This window comes from Clostridium sp. AM28-20LB (genome assembly GCF_003480665.1).
Lineage (GTDB): Bacteria > Bacillota > Clostridia > Lachnospirales > Lachnospiraceae > Otoolea > Otoolea fessa.
Genome location: NZ_QUJN01000007.1, coordinates 91,779 through 113,935 on the forward strand (window position 1 = coordinate 91,779; position 22,157 = coordinate 113,935).

Annotated in this window: 15 protein-coding genes and 1 pseudogene; 11 read left to right on the top strand and 5 right to left on the bottom strand. The window is 47.7% G+C overall.

What is annotated here, in order from left to right; genetic code table 11:
* Positions 1–23 precede the first annotated feature (23 nt).
* On the top strand, positions 24–494 hold the full coding sequence (gene ribE, locus DW739_RS12640; RefSeq protein WP_022359479.1) for a 6,7-dimethyl-8-ribityllumazine synthase: 471 nt from the start codon (positions 24–26) through the stop codon (positions 492–494).
* A 126-nt stretch (positions 495–620) separates the two neighbouring features.
* Here the strand turns inward: ribE and DW739_RS12645 are convergent, their stop codons facing one another.
* From DW739_RS12645 to DW739_RS12670, 5 genes and pseudogenes are all read right to left on the bottom strand, one after another.
* Positions 621–1,643 carry a TAXI family TRAP transporter solute-binding subunit gene (locus DW739_RS12645; protein WP_118743160.1) on the bottom strand — a complete coding sequence of 341 codons (1,023 nt, stop codon included), beginning with the start codon at positions 1,641–1,643 and terminating at the stop codon, positions 621–623.
* A gap of 295 nt (positions 1,644–1,938) precedes the next feature.
* Positions 1,939–3,192, bottom strand: coding sequence for a sodium/glutamate symporter (locus tag DW739_RS12650; protein ID WP_107001073.1), 1,254 nt, complete (start codon positions 3,190–3,192; stop codon positions 1,939–1,941).
* A 236-nt stretch (positions 3,193–3,428) separates the two neighbouring features.
* Positions 3,429–4,118 carry a response regulator gene (locus tag DW739_RS12655; RefSeq protein ID WP_117795944.1) on the bottom strand — a complete coding sequence of 230 codons (690 nt, stop codon included), beginning with the start codon at positions 4,116–4,118 and terminating at the stop codon, positions 3,429–3,431.
* Positions 4,111–5,766 (bottom strand): ATP-binding protein, encoded by a 1,656-nt coding sequence (locus DW739_RS12660; protein ID WP_118743161.1) that lies wholly within the window; start codon positions 5,764–5,766, stop codon positions 4,111–4,113. Before DW739_RS12660 ends, DW739_RS12655 begins: the two co-directional genes overlap by 8 nt.
* Positions 5,767–6,257: 491 nt before the next feature.
* Positions 6,258–7,470, bottom strand: a pseudogene (locus tag DW739_RS12670) (IS110 family transposase).
* A 481-nt stretch (positions 7,471–7,951) separates the two neighbouring features.
* On the opposite strand from DW739_RS12670, the gene DW739_RS12675 reads away from it, so the two are divergent.
* The 10 genes from DW739_RS12675 to DW739_RS12720 all read left to right on the top strand — a co-directional run bounded on the left by DW739_RS12675 (position 7,952) and on the right by DW739_RS12720 (position 22,154).
* Complete coding sequence (locus DW739_RS12675; RefSeq protein WP_118481883.1) at positions 7,952–9,277, top strand: IS200/IS605 family element transposase accessory protein TnpB; 1,326 nt, start codon at positions 7,952–7,954, stop codon at positions 9,275–9,277.
* A 435-nt stretch (positions 9,278–9,712) separates the two neighbouring features.
* Entirely contained in the window at positions 9,713–10,726 is a 1,014-nt protein-coding gene (gene gap, locus DW739_RS12680; RefSeq protein ID WP_022359484.1) for a type I glyceraldehyde-3-phosphate dehydrogenase, read from the top strand.
* Positions 10,727–10,829: 103 nt separating this feature from the next.
* On the top strand, positions 10,830–12,035 hold the full coding sequence (locus DW739_RS12685) for a phosphoglycerate kinase (protein WP_107001070.1): 1,206 nt from the start codon (positions 10,830–10,832) through the stop codon (positions 12,033–12,035).
* 169 nt (positions 12,036–12,204) lie between these two features.
* Positions 12,205–12,954 (top strand): triose-phosphate isomerase, encoded by a 750-nt coding sequence (gene tpiA / locus DW739_RS12690; RefSeq protein WP_118743163.1) that lies wholly within the window; start codon positions 12,205–12,207, stop codon positions 12,952–12,954.
* 165 nt (positions 12,955–13,119) lie between these two features.
* Positions 13,120–14,661 (top strand): 2,3-bisphosphoglycerate-independent phosphoglycerate mutase, encoded by a 1,542-nt coding sequence (gene gpmI / locus DW739_RS12695; protein WP_022359186.1) that lies wholly within the window; start codon positions 13,120–13,122, stop codon positions 14,659–14,661.
* Between the two features lie 325 nt (positions 14,662–14,986).
* Positions 14,987–15,862: a DegV family protein gene (locus DW739_RS12700; RefSeq protein WP_118743181.1), complete on the top strand. Its 876-nt coding sequence runs from the start codon at positions 14,987–14,989 to the stop codon at positions 15,860–15,862.
* Positions 15,863–15,967: 105 nt separating this feature from the next.
* On the top strand, positions 15,968–17,482 hold the full coding sequence (locus DW739_RS12705) for an ATP-binding protein (protein WP_118743164.1): 1,515 nt from the start codon (positions 15,968–15,970) through the stop codon (positions 17,480–17,482).
* A 233-nt stretch (positions 17,483–17,715) separates the two neighbouring features.
* Positions 17,716–18,678: a GerMN domain-containing protein gene (locus DW739_RS12710; RefSeq protein ID WP_118570818.1), complete on the top strand. Its 963-nt coding sequence runs from the start codon at positions 17,716–17,718 to the stop codon at positions 18,676–18,678.
* A gap of 86 nt (positions 18,679–18,764) precedes the next feature.
* A complete protein-coding gene (locus DW739_RS12715; RefSeq protein WP_147355510.1) occupies positions 18,765–21,371 on the top strand; it encodes a ComEC/Rec2 family competence protein in 2,607 nt (868 codons plus the stop codon).
* Between the two features lie 234 nt (positions 21,372–21,605).
* On the top strand, positions 21,606–22,154 hold the full coding sequence (locus tag DW739_RS12720) for a biotin transporter BioY (protein WP_243023779.1): 549 nt from the start codon (positions 21,606–21,608) through the stop codon (positions 22,152–22,154).
* Positions 22,155–22,157: the final 3 nt, after the last annotated feature.

The window sequence follows — 22,157 nt, forward strand, 5'->3', positions numbered from 1 at the left end:
GATCGTCGGAAAGGATGGTACTTATGCGTACATTTGAAGGAAACGTAGTAGCGGAAAATAATATGAGGATCGGAATTGTGGCGGCACGATTCAATGAGTTTATCACCTCGAAACTGGTTGCAGGCGCGCAGGATGCGCTGCGTCGTCACAATGTCTCGGAGGAGGATGTAGATGTTGCGTGGGTTCCAGGTGCTTTTGAGATTCCGCTGATTGCGTCGGAGATGGCGAAGTGCGGAAAGTATGATGCGGTGATCTGCGTGGGTGCAGTTATCCGTGGAAGCACAAGCCATTATGATTATGTGTGCAGCGAGGTTTCGAAAGGAATCGCACAGGTTTCTCTGGCAAGCAGCGTGCCGGTTATGTTCGGTGTGCTGACGACGGATACGATCGAGCAGGCGATCGAGAGAGCGGGAACAAAGAGCGGAAATAAGGGATTTGACTGCGCGATGGGAGCAATCGAGATGGTGAATTTGCTGCGGGAGATCCGGAAGTAAAAATAATCAGGTAATCGGGCATCGAAAAAGCCAGGACTGCGGAATGCTGCAGCCCTGGTTTTTTGTCTTAGGAAAATTCGTCCATGCGCCAGGTTTTGGTGTTACCTGTTTTTGTTTGCTATCATGTTACTCTGTTTTCAACAGCCCCTGTTCCGTATAATATTTCTCAGCTCCCGGATGCAGCGGAATAGGAAGCTGGCTGCATATATATTCCGGATCAGATAAGTTACTTAAGGAGGGGTGGGCGCTGATCAGTTCTTCACGGGATTCGTCGAGAATCTTGGTGATGGTGTAGACCAGCTGTTCGTCCATGGATGCGTCCACGCAGAGAAGGCATTTGATTCCGAAGGTTTTCAGTGTCTCGGTTTGTCCCGGATAGGTACCGGCTGGGACGGTGGCGCGGACGTAGAAGGGGCTGGCTGCAAGAATTTTTTGCAGTTCTTCGTCAGTGTACTCCAGCAGGCGGCAGGGCGTCTGGCTGGCCAGGTCGGTCAGGCTGTGGACCGGGATTCCGGCGAAGCTGTGGACGGCGTCGAGTTTACCGTTTAAGACAGAGTCCACGCTGGCGGAGAAGCTGTAGTTTTCAAGGGCAGTGTTGGCAATATTGAGCCCGGCTGCCTTGAGAGCGGTGCGGGCGGAAAGCTCCGTGGTGGATCCTTCTGGTCCGACGGCAATGTGGTGTCCGGCGAGTTCATGAACGTAGGAGATATGCTCGGATTCCGGCGCCATCCAGGTGGACAGGCTTGAATAGACGGCCCCGATCGCCCGCAGGGATTCGACCGGATGACCGGAAAATTCGTCCGTTCCCTGATAGGCGGAAAATGCCACATCGCCGCTGACCAGTCCCATATCAAATTGTCCGTTTTTGATATTTTCCACGTTTGTGTAGGAACCGTTGGAGGCGCTTAAATTGACCTTGAGCTGTTCATCATGTCCGCTTAAAACAGAGGCGATGGCACTGCCAACCGGGTACATGGTTCCGCCGCTGTCGGCAGTTCCGATGGTCAGAACGTGCAGCTCTTCGTCTGCTTCGCTGGGATGGTCGTTGACCCGCGCATCTGCGGAGGTGCTGCCGGAACAGCCGGAAAGTCCGAGCAGGAAGGTAAGAAGCATCATTGGTGCCAATTTTACTAGTTTTTTTATTTTCATAGATCTCACCTTTTCGTAGTTTATCAGTATATAAAAAAACGCAGCGGTTCTGTCGAATGCTGCCTTAGCGATTAAAAGAATATTAAAACTCTATAAAAGTATAACATAAAAAACAGTGATAAGACAAGACCAAGATAGAAGATAGGTAAATAGAAAATTTCTATGAAAAAAAGAGCGTCCGGTTTATGTGGGGGAACCGGACGCTCTTCTTTCAGGTTACATTTTCAATTGAGCTTTAGGTATGTTGTTATATAAAAGATGTCTTATATGAAGTGTTCCTATCTCGTCTCAGTGATTATTTTGTAATCAGGCTGGAGAAGATGGAAAGGAAGATCGGGTTGTAAATATCGTCGATGATAACTGCGAAGGACGGATACAGAACCCAAGCAACGGTGTGCCATCCATACTGATCCATAACGGCTTTCTCGTTTGCTACTGCGTTCGGACCTGAACCACAGCCCCATCCACAGTTACCAGCTGCCATAACAGCTGCACCGTAATCGCGGCCAAATACGTTGAAGGATACGAAGATTGCAAAGAGTGCCATCAGGATAGCCTGTGCAAGGAGGATGATACCCATCTGACCAGCTACCGGAGCCAGCTTTGTGATATCGATGGTCATCAGAACCAGTGCCAGGTAGAGTTCCAGGAACATATGCTCGATAGCGTCGATCTCCGGAACCGGGAATTCGATACCAGCTGCATCCATGATGTTTCTTGCGATAGCACCTGCGAACAGACAGCCGATGAATTTCGGCATCTCGATCATCGGGATGTTGTCTAACAGGCAGTAGATCGGCATACCAAGTGCTGCTACAAGCAGAGACAGGGCAAATGCTTTGATCATACGGGTGTTGTTAAGAACAGCTGCTGAACCTGCTTTTGCGGATTCCGGTCTGTCGTTCGGGTCAGATTTCAGACCGTGACGGGAAATCAGGAAAGCTGCAACCGGACCACCGATTAAGGAACCCATGATGTTGCCCATAGTACCGGCTGCTACACCGACTGTGGTTGCATCCGGAGCACCCATGTTCTCGAAGATAGGACCAAATGCAGAAGCAGTACCAACACCGCCGGACATAGCTGAGGAAGAACACTGCAGAGCCAGAAGCGGATGAAGACCGATGGCGCTGCCTACCAGGTAACCAACGACATCCTGTAAGGTAATCAGGACACAGGCTGCAACTGCGATTGCGATACAAAGCTTTCCGCCTGCGTGCTTTAACATCTTGTAGCTGAAGCCGAAACCTACGCACAGGAAGAATAAGTTCTGGCATAAGTCTTTTACGATTTTTGCATCAAAGGAAAAACCGATGATTCCGGAACCCTTGATGATAGATACAACAACAGAAAAGATGATACCGGAGATAACCGGAGCCGGTATAGCATATTTTCTGAGCAGGGCGCTGTGAGCGACAATCGCGCGTCCTAAGAAGATAACGATGGCTGCGAAACCAAGTGTGGTCAGATACTCGAACTGGAATGTTGCGATGGCACCGTCCGCTGCCGGTGTGTAAGTTCCAAAGTATCCCATAATGTGTTCTAACATAGAACTTCCCTCCATTCTTTTTTTAAGAATTTGTTTATTTCTTTTATAAACAGTTTATAAGATTGAAAAAGGGAAGTCAATTTATGTAATTTTAAATACAGTTTTGTAAGTATTGTAAATAAAAATGACTATAAAAAAGCGACTGCAGTATAGATTCGACTCTATGGTGAATCTGTACAGCTGCAGCCGCGAAAAGACAGGAAAAACCTGAATATTGCTGGAAAACGAAGTGGTTCTTATTTTCCGGAATATCTATATTTAATAGAAGGGCGTCCACCGGTCTGGTAATCGATCATGCTGACCAGTTCGTTGGTTTCGACTAAGTAATTTAAGTACCGCCGGACTGTAATACGGGACAAATGAACCTGTTCCGAAATCTGTTCGCTGGACCAGACCTCCTCCGGATGTTCGGAGAGGAAGAGGCGGATCAGTCCAAGGGTGCGTTCATTTAGGCCCTTTGTCAGCGGAGCGCTCTGGGAGGAGACATCCGGGACGGAGAAGAGGCGGTCGATCTCCGCCTGTCCCAGATCAGAAGCGGACGCCGATGTTTTCAATTCCTCCTGACGTTTCGCAAATCGTTCCAGGGCAGCTTTGAAACGGTCATATTCAAATGGTTTGACGAGATAATCGGTGACGCCGCGGGAAATAAGCCGGCGGACGGTCTCTGCGTCGTTGGCAGAGGTTACCATGATGATCGCAGGGGTCATGCCAGCCGCGTGGAGCTGGTCGATAAATTCGTCGCCGTTCATCTGAGGCGTGTAGTAGTCGAGAATAATCAGGTCAACCGTGCAGTTCTGCAGATACTGCAGGGCAAGGATGCCGTTTTTGAAAGTTGCCTCCACGTGAAAAGAGGAGGTCAGCTCGACGTACTGTTTATTGATGGATGCAACCATCGGATCATCTTCTATAATAATGACTTTATACATTAGATTCTGTCTCCTTTCGGGTAAATGTCAGGGTGAAGCAGGTGCCCTCGCCAGGCTCTGTGTCGATATCGATGGTTCCACCGTACTCCTCCATCAGCTCATGAACCAGGAAAAGCCCGGTTCCGCGGTTCTCGCCCTTGGAGGAAACACCTTTTTCGAAAATATGATCGAGCAGCTGTGGTTGTATGCCGCGCCCGGTGTCCTCGCAGGTGATGATGTTGACGTCTGGGCGGCAGTAGATGCCGATGTGGATCTCGCGCGGACTTTCAGATGCGTGAATGACATCCGGACTGGCGGTGTGATCGTGGCTTAGCTCTTCAATGGCATTTTCCATCAGATTGCCGAGAATGGTGACAAATCCTTCCACCGGGATCAGCAGATCATGGTCGCGGCAGGTGCTGTCGGCGCTGACCTGCAGGCGGATGCCAAGCTCGGCGGCGTGCATCATTTTCCCGATCACAAGCGCACAGATTTTCGGAACGCGGATGCAGTTGGCTGTCTCACGGACGGACTGGCTGGAGACAAGGCTGCTGTTGGTGATAAAATTCATCGCCTGCTGAATCTCCCCGGTCTGTAGGTAGCCGAGAATGATGTGCAGCTTATTTAAAAATTCATGGTTGAACGCGCGCAGCGTGTCCAACATATTGTGGGCGCCGGAAAGCTCGTCGGAGAGACGCAGGAGGTCGGTGCGGTCAAATAAAACGATCAGGACACCTCGGCGCGCCTGTTTACCGCGTCCATGGATCGGCACCTCCTTGACGATGAGCTGGCGTCCGGCGAAGCTGATGCTCTCGTGCGTTACACTTTCGCCGGTTTTTATGACCTGATCGAAAGCGGTCTGTGGAAACAATTCCTGAATCGTTAAGTGGGTGAGCGGAGGGTCGTTTGCAGGACGACCGAGTATTGTGGAAACTTTCTGGTTGGCAAAGAGAATTCTGCCGTCCAGATCGGTTGCGGCAAGTCCCTCGTCGATCATATTCATGACCTCATCCTGGCGGGTATAAATATTGACGAGTTCTTCCGGGTCATATCCCAACAGGGAGTCGCGCAGCAGGGAGAACATTGTGTGCGTCAGGGAAATGCTGACGATCATCATGATCAGGAATATAATTATATAAAAGAACAGCAGACTGCGGTGCTGGGCGGACAGGGTAGCGGTGAACAGGGAAACCATCACAAAACCGACGATCTCTCCGCCGCTGTTTTTTACTGCGTGAAAGGCGCGCCGCTGCATTCCGTGCGTGCCGTAGCCGGTTGTGATATATGGATCGCTTCCTGCCAGAATAGCGTCCTCGTCACCTGCCACGTAGGAATCGCCGGTTTTCAGACGGTTCGTGTGGTAAAAGCGCAGTCCGTTTTTATCACTGATGACGATGACATTGATATCTGGTATATTCGAAGAAAGAGAATCCAGGTCGCGGGTCACGGTGGAATCAGGATAGCCGTTTTCCAGCATGGCGGCGACATCCGGAATTGCAGCAATATAAGAAGCAGTACCGCTGATCAGCTTGTCCATATCCTTTCGCTGCCTGGAAATATCAAAAAACAGAGTAAAACCGAGTGAGATGAGCACCAGGGTAGCGGAAAGGAGCAGAAAGGATCGGTACAGATTCTGTTCCAGCGCTGATTTTCCTTCCTTTATCTTCATATATAAAACCTCCGGAATTTATTTGATGTAGGAAATGAGTTGATCCGGTCTGCAAAATGTGTAAACCAAAACGATGATTAAAGTTATTATAGTAAAAAAAGAAACGATCTGCAAGAAAGTGTGGAGGTTTACAAGGCGCTGGATGGCGAATTGCAAAGTGGCCGGGTTATTGTTCACGGGTAGGCACTTTTGGAACCGAAAGTGCCGTAAGAAAACGTGGTGGCAGCAGGAATTTGCCGTATTCAAATGCGAAGCCACGGCAAATTCCGTTACTGGACACGTATGCGTGTACAATAACGAAAGTGTAACGGTTTACGAGACGCTGGATGGAAAAAGGTTGAAAAACGGCACACCGCATTCTCGTTACTTTAGCCTGCAAATAAAAAGTCAAGACTTAATGGGTAAAAAAATATAAAATTTTACATGGTTAAAATTAGGCACTAAAATAAGACCACCACAAGCAGTGCTGGTTTGCAAATAAAAGTTTTGAATTAGCTTGACTCAGAAAGAATACAGAGATATTCCTTCACTCGTCCATAATAAATTCTGAGAAATTTATTAGCGCCTGCAGTCATGTAAACATAGTACGGTTTACCCTGGGCACGTTTTCTGTCCATGAATTGATATACAGGATCATCTTGCGGCATTGTTTTAATAAGAACATCCATTACTTGAAAAAGAGTCTTTCTTAAATTTGAAGACCCACGTTTGGATGTTGGAACACTTTTTTGTGCATAGGAGCCAGACTCGTTTACGCCAGGATCTACCCCGGCGAAAGCAGTAAGGGCTCCTTTATGTGTAAATCTGGTTATATCACCGATCTCAGCCATAAGCTGTGGACCAAAAGATGGACCAATCCCTTTAAACTGCATAACAATCGGGTACTCTGGAAGTTTTGAGGCGGTTTCATTCATGAGAATGCGTATTGTTTCGACGGTAGCGGAAGTGCTGTTAAGCTGAGCGATAGCTTGTCTAATGATGCGTTTGGTTATTTCGTTTTTAGGAAATACCGGGACAAGTTCCGTTGCCTTGGTATAAATTTCTTCGGCTTTTGATTTATTGAAGATATATTTTTTTTTGCTTGCACCAGTTTTGATAGTGTTTAACAAAAGAATTTAGAGACATTTTACGAACGCAATCTACATGCCAATACGTATAGACAAAATCAACCCATTTTTGGGAGCCATCACTGCGGGGTGGACTATTAAAATAAGTATTTGCATTTGGGTATGTCTGGTCAATGAGATTAATAAGATTATTTTTCATAGCCGTTTTTTGTTTCACATAGAAATGAAACTGACGATTCATGGCCTTTAGTTGTGTGCGCAATTCATCCACAATACTATATGGTTTAAGATTTTGCCATTTGTCAAGAGCATAGCGGGCGATCTTGATGGAATCAGCTTTGTCAGATTTAACTTTGCGAAGAGAGTCATTATTAAAGTTTTTGACTAGCTTAGGATTAACAGCACTGACAAACAGACCAGCTGCTGAAAATTGCTGAGCAAGTACTTCGTAATAGTGTCCGGTGTGCTCCATTACAATTCGTGATTCACCTTCGATAGAGTGAATAAGTTTAATTAGTGAAAGGATATCACTGGATGTGTGCTTGATCTCAAAAGGAGAGGATACAATCTCACCAAATGGTCTTAGAATTGTAACCATGCTTTTACCTTTTGAAACATCAATACCTACTGCGTTCATAAATTTGTCACTCCTTAAAAATATTACAATGGATAAATACCAGATTTACTCATTACCTGCTCAAACTACTGTGTGTGACACGAATGCACTTAATGTGATTCAACCTGCATAAAACGAACACTGTGAATGAGGAGCTGGTTATCAGTCTAAAGTACGGACGCTAAGTCCTAGTGATGAAGTCGATATACCATTGCATCCTACATTCTAACAGTTTAAGTAATGAGATGGATAAATCCTTACTGGATGTAAGGGGATTACCCATAAGTATATTGTAGTAGTGATGAGTTAGGTGTGCCAATTATTTTAATAGATATAGAACAAATGTTTGCTTTGCAAAGAGATGCATGGTATAATATAAATGTAAATATAGTGTATTACCTACGAAAGAAAAATTACTTTCGTAGGTAGAAGAAATGCGTATTTTTTACAGTATCATTTTGCACAGTGTGCGAAATATCGAAAACAGAAAGCAGGGACCTTTATGCAGATTGTATCCAGCTATGGAGTAGAAATTAAAAAAAAGAATATACCGCTCCGCTCTACGCTGGATATTTTTCGGAAAGCAGTTTCCTATCTGATTCCGGTGTATGCAGAGATCTGGGAAGAACTTTCAGAAATCAAAAATCTACAAAAACGCTTTAATGAGGCGGAACATCTGGTACATGAGACAAAAAAGAATCATGCCAGATTTCCGTTTGACCGTCATTTTCCTAAGATGCCATCTTATCTGAGAAGAGCGGCGATTCAACACGCACTTGGAGCCGTGTCCTCCTATCAATCACGCCTTAGTTTGTGGGAAAAGGGAGAACTGAGGGGGAAACCGAAGCTGGTCTGTGAGAATCATGCGATGCCGGTATTCTATCGGGATGTCATGTATAGAGAAGCAGAACCGGGAGAAGATGTGGCACATTTAAAGCTATTTGATGGGCGTGAGTGGAAGTGGTTTCAGGTAAAATTACTTCATACCGATATGGAATATCTTCGGAAAAAGTGGAGCGGGAAAAAGGCATCCGCACCAACTTTGGAAAGGAAACATCATAAATATTTCCTTCGATTTTCATACACAGAGGAAGTAACCTTATCGAAAACAGCTGTAAAACAGCAGGTGATATGCAGCGTTGATTTAGGAATCAATACGGATGCAGTTTGTAGTATCATGCGTGCAGATGGCACTATTCTGGGACGTAAATTTATAAATTTCCCCAGTGATAAAGACCATTTGTATCATGTGCTTGGCAGAATCCGCCGTTTTCAGAGAGAACATTCCTCCAGACAGGTTCAAAGCCGATGGGATTATGCAAAAAGGCTGAATATGGAACTGTCCCGTAAAATAGCTGCGGAAATCACGAAATATGCCGTAGAATATCAGGCAGGTGTAATTGTTTTTGAGTATCTGGAAATGCAAGGAAAAATATCCGGAAAAAAGAAGCAAAAACTTCATTTATGGAGAAAGAGGGATATTCAGAAGCTATGTGAACATCAGGCACATCGGAACAGGATTCGTGTGTCCAGAGTTAGTGCCCGGAACACCAGCAGGCTGGCCTGTGACGGAAGTGGAGCGGTAGTAAGAAATCCGGAGAACCATAGCCTATGTATCTTCCAGACAGGAAAGCAGTATAACTGCGACCTGTCAGCAGCCTATAATATTGGAGCGAGATATTTTATACGGGAACTTTTAAAACCCTTGCCGGAAACGGAAAGGTCTTCACTGGAGGCAAAAGTCCCTGTAGTGAAGCGTAGAACCTCCTGTGTTTATGCAGATTTAAGAAAGCTTTATGTAGAAGTAAACAACTTAAAAGCAGCATAAACGCAGGCAGATATACAGCGGACTACCTGTAATGTGGAAACCAGCCGTATCCGGTGTGGAAAAAGTGCGTATCCGCACGAATTCTAAGATACTGGCGTATCCGCCGATATTTAGTCTTGCCGTTTAAAACGGCCGAGAAGCACGTGACTTTAGCCATGTGAGGTTCACAAACAAGAAGAGATCGATTAAAATGAAAATAGTTCGAATTAGAGCATTTGGTTAAAAAATTATGCAAAATTAAGGCTGTCAGCACAAAATTCCATTTAAGGTATGACAATCCGTCGAAGTTGTGCGCAGCAAGAGAGAAAATACTGAATATTTGCTGTAAAATTTACAAAAAACCACTTGCTATTTTAGGAAAAGTTGGGTACAATACAAGCAGGGTTGATTAATATTTAACAATCATGAAGATGAATTTCTAGGAGGAATGAGATCATGGCAGTAAAAGTTGCAATTAATGGTTTTGGTCGTATTGGTCGTCTGGCTTTCAGACAGATGTTTGGCGCTGAGGGTTACGAAGTCGTAGCTATCAACGATCTGACAAATCCGAAAATGTTAGCTCACCTGTTAAAGTATGATTCTGCTCAGGGCAGATACGATGGACATACGGTAGAAGCTGGCGAAGATTATATTGTAGTAGATGGCAAGAAGATTACTATCTACGCAAAGGCAAACGCTGCTGAACTTCCGTGGGGCGAGATTGGTGTAGACGTAGTTCTGGAGTGTACCGGATTCTATACATCCAAGGCAAAAGCACAGGCTCATATCGATGCAGGTGCTAAGAAAGTCGTTATCTCCGCACCGGCAGGCAATGACCTTCCGACTATCGTATACAATGTAAACCACAAGACACTGAAACCGGAAGATAAGATTATCTCCGCAGCATCCTGTACAACTAACTGCCTGGCTCCGATGGCTAAGGCATTAAACGATTATGCTCCGATTCAGTCCGGTATCATGTCCACCATCCACGCTTACACAGGCGATCAGATGATTCTGGACGGACCGCACAGAAAAGGCGATTTAAGAAGAGCAAGAGCAGGCGCTGTCAACATCGTTCCGAACTCCACTGGTGCTGCAAAAGCGATCGGTCTGGTTATTCCGGAATTAAACGGAAAGCTCATCGGTTCCGCACAGCGTGTTCCGGTTCCGACTGGTTCCACTACCATTCTGACAGCCGTTGTTAAGAAAGCTGACGTTACTAAGGAAGCTATCAACGAGGCTATGAAGGCAGCTCAGACTGAGTCCTTCGGCTACAACGAGGATGAGATCGTATCTTCCGATATCGTAGGTATCCGCTATGGTTCCCTGTTTGATTCTACACAGACTATGGTATCTCCGATCGGTGATGACTTATATCAGGTACAGGTTGTTTCCTGGTATGACAACGAGAACTCCTACACAAGCCAGATGGTTCGTACAATCAAATACTTCGCAGAGCTGGCATAATTTTATCGATTCGATAGAAAATCATAAGGATTCAAGATGGGTCCGGTCCTCGGTCGGGACCGGACCTGTTTTTTATTCTTTTATAATGTAAAGGAGACAGGATATGCTGAATAAAAAATCCGTGGATGATATCAATGTAAAGGGCAAACGCGTTCTGGTACGCTGTGATTTCAACGTACCGTTAAAAGAAGGAAAGATCACCGATGAAAACCGTCTGGTGGCAGCGCTTCCGACGATCAAAAAACTGATTGCGGACGGTGGAAAGGTAATTCTCTGCTCTCACCTCGGCAAACCGAAGGGAGAGCCGAAGCCGGAGCTGTCTCTGGCACCGGTAGCCGTTCGTCTGTCTGAACTTCTGGGACAGGAAGTGAAATTTGCAGCCGATCCGGAAGTGGTTGGACCGAACGCAAAGGCAGCCGTTGAGGCGATGAAGGATGGCGAGGTTGTTCTGCTTGAGAACACCCGTTACCGTGCCGAGGAAACCAAGAACGGTGAGGCGTTCAGCAAGGATCTGGCATCCCTGTGTGATGTCTATGTGGACGATGCATTTGGTACTGCACACCGCGCACATTGCTCAAACGTAGGCGTGACCCAGTATGTGGACACCGCAGTAGTTGGTTACCTGATGCAGAAAGAGATCGATTTCCTTGGAAATGCAGTAGATAACCCGGTCCGCCCGTTCGTTGCCATTTTAGGCGGCGCGAAGGTAGCCGATAAATTAAACGTTATCTCCAACCTGCTGGAGAAGTGCGACACGCTGATCATCGGCGGCGGCATGGCATTTACCTTCTTAAAAGCACAGGGCAAGGAGATTGGTAAATCCTTAGTCGATGATACAAAGTTAGATTATTGCCGTGAGATGGTAGAGAAGGCAGCGAAGCTTGGCAAGAAACTGCTTCTTCCGGTTGATGCAGCTGTAGCAGCATCCTTCCCGGATCCGATCGATGCACCGATCGAGGTACAGAATGTATCGGTTGACGCTATCCCGGCTGACACGATGGGACTTGACATAGGACCGGAAACTGCAAAGCTGTATGCAGACACCGTAAAATCTGCTAAGACAGTTGTATGGAACGGACCGATGGGTGTATTTGAGAACCCGACTCTTGCACAGGGTACAATCGCAGTTGCAAAAGCACTGGCAGACACCGAAGCGACCACGATCATCGGTGGCGGCGATTCTGCAGCAGCGGTCAACCAGCTTGGATTTGGCGACAAGATGACCCATATTTCTACCGGCGGCGGCGCTTCCCTGGAATTCTTAGAGGGAAAGGAGCTTCCGGGCGTAGCGGCAGCGAATAATAAATAAATGTTACTGTTTACAGGTAGGCACTTTTGGAACCGAAAGTGCCGTAAGAAAACGTGGTGGCAGCAGGAATTTGCCGTATTTAAATGCGAAGCCACGGCAAATTCCGTTACTGGGCACGTATGCGTGAACAGTAACAAATAAACAAACAGAAAAGAGGAATAGAATAGTCATGGCTAGAAGAAAGATCGTAGCAGGCAACTGGAAAATGAACATGACGCCGTCGGAGGCAGTAGCTCTGGTAGAGCTTCTGAAGTCGCTCGTTGTTTCGGAAGATGTAGACGTTGTATTCTGTGTACCGGCGATTGATATTATCCCGGTTGTAAAAGCGTGCGAGGGAACCAACATCGCAGTCGGCGCTGAAAATATGTATTTCGAGGAGAAAGGTGCTTACACCGGCGAGATTTCCCCGAATATGCTGACCGATGCAGGCGTTAAATACGTGATTATCGGACATTCCGAGCGCAGAGAATACTTTGCAGAGACCGATGAGACGGTCAATAAGAAGGTACTGAAAGCATTTGAGCACGGTCTGACCCCGATCATTTGCTGCGGCGAGACTCTGACCCAGAGAGAGCAGGGCATCACGCTTGACTGGATCCGCCAGCAGATCAAGATCGCATTCCAGAATGTGACCGCAGAGCAGGCAAAGACAGCTGTGATCGCATACGAGCCAATCTGGGCGATCGGTACCGGCAAGGTAGCGACCACCGAGCAGGCTGAGGAAGTGTGCGGCGCGATCCGTGCGTGCATCAAGGAAGTGTACGATGAGGCGACCGCAGAGGCGATCCGCATTCAGTACGGCGGTTCCGTATCCGCAGCATCGGCTCCGGAGCTGTTTGCACAGCCGGATATCGATGGCGGTCTGGTAGGCGGCGCATCCTTAAAGGCAGATTTTGGAAAGATTGTAAATTATAAATAAGAGATGGGTAAAAGGGGGCTGTCGCACGTGTGAGGCGTGGCAGTCCCCTTTTTGCCAGTAAAAAAAGAAGGTGAAGGTTTTGACCTGAAACAATCAAAATTGTTGGTTCATCCGGTTGTTTCAGAAAAACGGTTCATTTCATGGAAGGAAAGGAAGAAGAAAGAGATGAAAAAAAAGCCAACCGTATTAATGATTCTCGATGGATACGGCATGAGAGATACCTGTGAGCACAATGCCGTGTGTGAGGCAAAGACACCGATCATGGATCAGCTGATGAGCCAGTGCCCGTTTGTGCGCGGCAATGCCAGCGGTCTGGCGGTCGGTCTGCCGGACGGACAGATGGGTAACTCGGAGGTTGGTCATTTAAATATGGGCGCCGGACGTATCGTATACCAGGAGCTGACCCGTATCACGAAATCAATCGAGGATGGCGATTTCTTTGAAAATCCGGAATTTCTGGCAGCCGCAGACACCTGCAAGAAAAATGATTCCGCCCTGCATCTGTTCGGACTGGTATCAGACGGCGGCGTTCACAGCCATCTGACTCATTTATTCGGACTTCTGGAGTTCGCAAAACGTCAGGGACTTAAAAAAGTGTATGTGCACTGCTTTCTGGACGGACGTGATACACCGCCGACCTCCGGCAAGGAGTTCGTAGCAGAATTAGAGAAGAAGATGCAGCAGCTTGGCATCGGCGAGGTGGCTTCCGTGATGGGACGCTACTATGCGATGGACCGTGATAAAAACTGGGATCGTGTCCAGAAAGCTTATGATGTGCTGACAAAGGCAGAGGGCGAGAAGGCAGAAAGCGCGTGTGCAGGCATTCAGGCATCCTATGATAAAGAGGTAAACGATGAGTTCGTCGTACCGTTCTATGTAGAGAAGGACGGAAAGCCGGTTGCCACGATTCAGGATGGCGATTCCGTCATTTTCTTCAACTTCCGTCCGGACCGTGCAAGAGAGATCACCCGCGCATTCTGCGATGAGGGATTTACCGGATTTGCGAGAGAGAAGAAGCTTGACCTGACGTTTGTATGCTTTACCGATTACGATGAGACGATCGGGAACAAGCTGATTGCGTTCAAGAAGGAAGAGATTAAGAACACGTTTGGAGAGTTCCTGGCGGCGCACCATATGACGCAGGCACGTATCGCCGAGACCGAGAAATATGCACACGTAACATTTTTCTTCAACGGCGGCGTGGAAGAGCCGAACGAGGGCGAGGACCGCATTCTGGTTCCGTCTCCGAAGGAGGTTCCGACCTACGACCTGAAACCGGAGATGAGCGCACCGATCGTGTGCGATAAGCTGGTGGAGGCGATTGAGTCCGGCAAATATGATGTCATCATCATCAATTTTGCAAACCCGGATATGGTAGGTCACACGGGCGTGGAGTCGGCTGCGATCAAGGCGATTGAGACCGTCGATGCCTGCGTAGGACGTGCAGTTGAAGCCATCAAGGCAGCCGGAGGCGTTCTCTTTATCTGCGCCGATCACGGTAATGCAGAGGTGATGGTCGATGAGGCAACCGGCGAGCCGTGGACCGCTCATACGACCAATCAGGTGCCGTTTGTCCTGGTCGGCGCTGACCCGGCGTACAAGCTGCGCGAGGGCGGACGCCTCTGCGATATTGTGCCGACGCTGATTGAACTGATGGGACTTGAGAAGCCGAAGGAGATGACGGGAGAGTCGCTGTTGGTGAAATAGGGAGAATTTTCGAATATATTAGGAAAGTATAAATATAACCGTCAATAAGAATCGGGAAAACTGCCATAAAGCAAGAAAAGATCATAAACAGAGAAATGGTCGGGGCTTGTTTTGTGGCAGTTTTTTGTTCACAGGTAGGAATTTTCTGAACTGAAAATCCCGTTACTTCTCTCTTCCATTTCATAAGAAAATAGGATAAAATAAAATCATCTATGTGAACCGCTCGGAGGCTGTTCCAGGGCAGACATTTTTAGAAAAGAAAGTGTTATGCGGAAAGGAAAATAGGATGGCAGCAGATTCACAGGGAAAACAGGAGGAAACAAGCATGAAGGTAGCGGTTGTTACAGACAGCAACAGCGGAATTACACAGGCACAGGCGAAAGAGATGGGCGTATATGTCCTGCCGATGCCGTTTATGATTGATGGAACCGAGTATCTGGAAGATATAAATTTGACACAGAAGGAATTTTACGAGCATCTGAGCGGGGATCACGATGTGAGCACATCCCAGCCGTCCCCGGAGACGATCTTAAATCTCTGGGAAAAACTTTTGGAGGAATACGATGCAGTTGTGCACATTCCGATGTCCAGTGGGCTTTCGAGCTCCTGCCAGACGGCAAAGATGCTGGCAGATGATTTCGACGGAAAAGTGCAGGTGGCGGATAATCACAGGATTTCCGTGACCCAGCGCCGTTCGGTGCAGGATGCGCTTGACATGGCGGCAGCCGGCATGGACGCGGAGGCGATCTGCAAAAAGCTGGAAGAGACAGGTTTGGATTCAACTATTTATATCACGGTTGACACATTAAAATATCTGAAAAAGGGCGGTAGAATCACACCAGCGGCAGCAGCGCTCGGAACACTTCTCCGTTTAAAACCGGTTCTGACGATACAGGGCGAGAAGCTGGACGCATTTGCGAAGGCGCGGACGATGAAACAGGCGCGTTCCATGATGATCACGGCGATCACCCGCGATCTGGAAAATCGGTTTGATGATATGACGGGAGAAAAAACGTATATTGATGTAGCGCATACCGACGATGATGAGATGGCGCAGGAGCTGGCAGCCGAGCTTCGGGAACTTTTCCCGGAGACGGAAGTCCGTGTAGAGCCGCTGTCCTTAAGTGTAGCCTGCCATATCGGACCGGGAGCGCTGGCGATTGCGGCAACGAAGAAGCTTGAAATCGGATCGTTGTTGTGAAAAACGCAGTTACAGAGCAGCATTTCGGGGTTACAGTTCACAGCCAATGTCAGTAAGTTAAGCAACGCAAAGAGCGTGTGAATTGTAATCGTTCAGGACAGGAACATGAGAAGAATAGCAGAACATAAAAGAAAGATATGGAAAGCGATGGAGCACACGATCGGGATGAGAATCCCTCTGTTCCTCGCCTTTCTGATTCTGACGCTGGTTCCGCTTCTGGTACAGGTTCGTTTTACATCGGGGTATTTTTACCAGAGCCATGTGGAAGAACGGATGGCGGAAGCGCAGAACCGGTGTCTGATTTTAGCAAACAAGATACGCAGCAGTGATTATATCAATGTACTGCTGTCGGGAAATCCAAATCCGGCGCTGGATGCGGAACTTAGTACAACGGCGGATCTGATGAACGGAAGAATCGTGCTGGTGGACGACAGCTTTAAGGTTTTGAAAGACACATTTGGTCTTTCCAGAGGGAAAACGCTGGTTGTATCGGATGTGTTAAAGGCATTTGACGGGGAAACTTCCAGCTATCTGAACCAGAAGAAAAAGTATTTCTATGTAGCGCAGCCGATTCAGGCAAAAAGCACGGATGCAGCGCCGATCGATTCGGATGTGGCAGCCGGAAATGGGAAAAATACGGCAGGCGTGCAGGGAGTCCTTCTTCTGATGGCGTCCACGGAAAATTCGGCGCTTTTGCAGGAGAAAATTGTGCAGAAGACGGGATTTTTGCAGCTCGTTATGTTCTGTTTTATTCTGATCGCAGATTTATTGGCGGCGGCTTGCCTGCTGAAACCATTCCGCCGCCTGCAGCAGCAGCTCGATATGGTGGCAGAGGGAAATCTGGATCAGGATATTGATGTAAAAACATATCGGGAGACGCGGGACATTTCGGAGGCAGTCATGCAGACCATCCGGAAGCTGAAAAACCTGGATCAGTCGCGTCAGGAGTTTGTTTCCAACGTGTCGCATGAGCTGAAAACACCGCTGACTTCGATAAGGGTGCTGGCGGATTCTCTGATGGGGATGGAGAACGCCCCGGCGGAGTTATATCAGGAGTTTATGCAGGATATTTCGGCGGAGATTGACCGCGAGGGCAAGATTATCGATGATCTGCTGACGTTAGTCAAAATGGATAAATCATCGCCGGATCTGAATATTGCCCAGACTTCGATCAATGGTCTTCTGGAACAGATTTTAAAACGTCTGACCCCGATCGCGAAGCGGCGGAACATTGAGATCACGTATGAGAGCAAGCGGGAAGTATCGGCGGATGTGGACGAGGTAAAATTGAGCCTGGCACTTTCGAACCTGGTGGAAAATGCGATCAAGTATAACCGCGAAGAGGGAAAAGTCTGGGTGACGCTGGATGCTGACCACAAGTTCTTTTATGTGAAGGTAGAGGATAATGGCGTGGGAATCCCGAAAGAATTCCAGGAGCGCGTATTTGAGCGTTTTTACCGTGTAGATAAGGCGCGCTCACGCGAGACAGGCGGTACCGGGCTGGGGCTTGCGATCACGAAGAATATTATTCTTCTTCATCAGGGCGCGATCCGCCTGAAGAGTGAAGAAGGCAAGGGAGCAACCTTTACGGTGCGGATTCCGTTGAATTATATTCCGTAGACAGCGTGGTTCTGGGCGGTTTAGAGGTTCGAGATGGTTGCTGGTGCTGCGGTGTTCGAATATTTCGGTGTTTGAATGCTGTCGTGTTCGAATATTTCGGTGTTTGAATGCTGTCGTGTTCGAATGTTTCAGTGTTTGAATGTTGCGGTATTTGAGTGTTGCAGTGTTCGAATGTGAGGTCAGGGAAATGTCTATTGTGAGATAGATTGCAAAATAACAACAGGAAATAATAAATGGAGAAAATAAGAAAAAAAAGCTCTGGAAAACGGGCAGGAAGCGTAAGTTCGTGGCTGATCCTTTGCCTGGCATGTCTGCTTCTTCTGAGCGGATGCCGAAAAAAAGAAGAGGTGCATCCGACGGCGGGTGAGGACGGCGTCTATCAGATTTATTATCTCAATTCGACGCGCACGGGGCTGGCGAGTGTTTCCTATCAGACGGAGACGGCGGACGCTGAGATCCTGATCGGGGAGCTGGCGGGGCAGATCCTTGCGGCGCCGGAAAACCCGGAGTATCAGGCAGTTTTAAGCGATAAGGTTGAATTCCTGGATATTAACCGGGACAATAACGTGCTGACGTTGAATTTTAATCAGGAATATATGAATACGAAAGCGTCGCGGGAGATTCTGTGCCGGGCGGCGCTGGCAAAGACCTTTACACAGGTTAAGGGAGTCGATTATATCAGCATTAATTGCGAGGGACAGCCGCTCCTGGACACACATGGGAACCCGGTGGGCGCGATCGCAGGAAGTGATTTTGTAGACAGTATTTCGGATGTCAATTCGTATGAAAAAGTAGAGCTGACCCTGTATTTTGCCAATGAAGAAAAAGATGGTCTGGTGGCAGAAAAACGGGAAGTATTTCACAGTATGAACACGTCGCTGGAACGCCTGGTAGTGGAACAGCTGCTGGCAGGTTCCCAGAATGGCGGGCTTTCAGTGATGCCGAAAAATACAAAGGTATTAAACGTATCACTGACAGATAATACCTGCTATGTCAACCTGGATAGCAGTTTTATTTCCGGGGATATCGATGTGGCGGAGTATATTCCGATTTACGCGATCGTCGATTCGCTGACAGAGCTTCAGACGGTAAATAAAGTACAGATCACGGTCAATGGCTCGGCAGATGTGACGTACCGGAATGTGATTTCGCTGGTGCAGCCTCTGGAGAGAGAGGAGAAGTATATTGTGAAGTAACTGTCAGACAGAATGTATATGCCATATTTGGAAGAGAGCAGCAATGGGATTTTGTTGATGTTTTGTAGAATACAGGAAAAGAGGAATTGAATATCAAACGACCGGTAATGTGGATGATGGTGGCTTTCGTACTTGGAGAGGTCGCAGCGTACCAGATGGGCATGACGGTGTGGTTTATAATTGCAGCAGCGTTTTTTTTGCTTGCAGTCATAAAAACAGCAGAAGGACGGGTAGATTCGGACTTTCAGACAGACGCAGAACGCGTCTGGAATTGGAAAGATCCGATGATGTGCCGTGTCTTTCTGCTGTTTTTCTGTTTCCTGGCAGGATGGGGACGGATGATGGTGGAAATGCGCCCGGATGCGCTGGAACGGATGGTAACGCAGAAGGGCGGTTCGGCAGAGGTGGCGGTATCGGGAACACTGGATTCTATTTCGGAAAAAAATGGGTGGTGTACGATGATTTTGACGGGGGTGGAGGTAGAGGATGAAAGTGTAAGAAAGGTACTGATATCGTGTAAAAGCGATTTACTGGAGAAGTGTGAAGAGAAAATTCTGCCACCCTGCGGAAGTCAGATTCATCTGACGGGAAACGCTGAGTTTCTGGAAGAAGCGCGCAATCCGGGGCAGTTTTCGTATCGGATGTATTATCGGGGACTAGGAATCAGAAACCGGGTGACGGCGGATCGGATTTTTATTTCAGAAGGAAAAAGTTCCCCTCTCCGAAGTCAGGCAGAATGCTTTCGGGCGTACGCGACGGCTGTTTTTCAGGAAATCTGTGTTCCAGAAGAGGCAGGGATTTTCCAGGCAATTTTGCTGGGGGATAAATCCGGGTTATCGGAAGAGCTGCGCGAACGGTTTCAGGATAATGGGATTGCACATATTCTGGCAGTCAGCGGGCTTCATGTCTCTTTGATTGGCATGAGCGTTTACAGTGCACTGCGTTTTTGGGGCATATCGTATGGATGGGCGGGACTGGGTGCTTCAGCGCTTCTTACCTTTTATGGTTTAGTAACCGGATTTGGAGCATCGGTATTCCGGGCGGTATTTATGGTAGAGGTGTCCTGTCTGGCGGCATATCTGGGGCGGAGTTACGATCTGCTGAGTGCGCTGTCGCTATCTTTGATTTTACAGGCGTGGCAGTCGCCGTATCTGCTCTTTTCGGCGGGATTGCAGCTTTCCTATGGCGCGGTTGCCGCGATTGGGCTGGAGACGGAGGAGCTGCGGAAAGTGGGAAAAAAGAGAAAAGAGCGGGAAGAGGAGGAACAAGAGAAAGAAAAAAAGAAAGGATATGAAACACTCATGCTCAGCTCGGCAATACAGCTTTATACAATGCCGATTCAGCTGTATCACTATTTTACATTTCCGATGTTGGGAATTTTTCTGAACCTGATCGTGATTCCGCTTCTCACGTATGCAGCCGGAAGCGGTCTGCTGGCGCTTGGAATTTACAGTATAGCGTTTGTGGGAGGAAAAATGGGGGGAATGGGCGGAGGCAGCAGCATTGCGGGAGTACTTTCGGATTTTGGAGGTGCGGCATCGGGAATATCAGAAATACCAGAAATATTCAGAATAGCGGCAAGTGCATGTACGGGTCCGGGGCATTATATTTTTCAGTTGTATGAATGGCTTTGCATCCAGGTGGAACGCGTGCCGTTTCATTCCATCGTGGCAGGACGCCCGGAAATGTGGAAAATAGGGGTGTTTTATGTGGCGCTGGGGATTCGATATGTGTGGAGTGTGGGAGAAGCAAGAGAGAATTTAGGGAGAAAAGGGATTTTTCGGTTTCCAAAAGACTGGAATGCACAGGGAAAAAATAGTGTATTTATTGCTGTGGCGGTAGTCTTTTTAGTGGTTAAGCCTGTTCATGGCTTTCAGAGCTGGTTCCTCGATGTAGGACAGGGCGACGGCGTCTTTCTGCGGACGCGGGATGAGGCAATTCTTTCGGACTGTGGCAGCAGCCAGGATAAAAAAATCGGGAAAAATGTGCTGGGACCATTTTTGAAAAGTCAGGGAATCCGCACGCTGGACTGGATTCTGGTCAGCCATGCGGATGCGGATCACACGAACGGGATCGAGTGGCTTTTGAAGGAGGAGGCAGATATCCGGGTGCGGAATCTGGCACTTCCGGCGGCGGGAAAAGGGCAGGAGGCATATAAAAAACTGGAAACTCTTGCCAGAAAACGGGGTGCGGAAGTCTATTATCTGTATCGGGGAGAAACGGTGCGGGCGAAAAGCCTGGCGCTTCGGTGCCTGTACCCGGAGGCGGGGGAAAAGCCAGTCGAGGAGCGAAATAGTCATTCACTGGTGTTTGATGTCACGTATGGAAAGTTTCGTATGCTTCTGACTGGAGATATTGGAGTGGAGGAAGAAAGAGAAATTCTGGGAATGGAAGAGGACAAAAAGGGGGAAAAAGTGACACTGTTAAAAGCTGCACACCATGGTTCGAACGGTTCCTCCTCAGAGGAGTTTTTGGAGTGCTTTTCCCCAGCTTTCACGGTGCTCTCTTATGGAGAGGGAAATACTTACGGGCATCCGGCACCGGAGGCGGTGGAACGTCTGGAACAGACGGGAACGGAGATCTGGAGAACGGCGGATTCAGGGGCAGTGAATGTGTGGACGGACGGGAAACGTATGTATATCAAGGGATATAAGAAACAAGATTATGGGAAGGAAAGAGATAAAAACAGATAAAAAACTAATTGTTAACTATATAAAAATAATAGGTTGACAATAGAAAAAGGCTATGTTATGCTTGCAATCAGTTCTGCATCTGTTTCGACTACCCGGGATCTGGAACGGCCGCTGCTGTTTTAGATGGTTGGAACAGGGGTTGCGGAGAGAAATTTATGTACATGTGCGAGAATAGAATGGCTTCGGATGCCTGAAATCATTCAGATAACCAAGGAGGAAAAAGGTTTGAAACACATGAAGACAAAGGATTTAGTTTTGTGCGCGATGTTTGTCGCACTGATTGCAGTGGGAGCATTTATCAAGATACCGGTTCCGGTGGTTCCATTTACATTGCAGTTTTTATTTACGATGCTGGCGGGTCTGCTTTTAGGTCCGGTCAACGGGGCGCTGGCGGTTGTGGTTTATATCGTATTAGGTTTAATTGGACTTCCGATTTTCACTCAGGGCGGCGGACCGGGATATATTTTCCAGCCGAGTTTTGGATATATCATCGGATTTGCGGTTGCGGCGTATGTGAATGGTAAGATTGCCAATGCCAAGACGCATCCGAGTTACCGGCGCCTGCTGGGAGCTAATTTTCTGGGACTTTTTATTGTCTATGCATTTGGAATGATTTATTACTACGTGATCAGCAATTTCTATCTGAATTCGCCGATCGGCGTAGGAGCGCTGTTTTTATATTGCTTTGTTCTGGCAGTTCCGGGCGATATCGTGCTCTGTATTGTGGCTGCCATCATAGGAAAACGGATGATTCCGCTGATTAAGGGAGGGAGACTTGGATAAAAG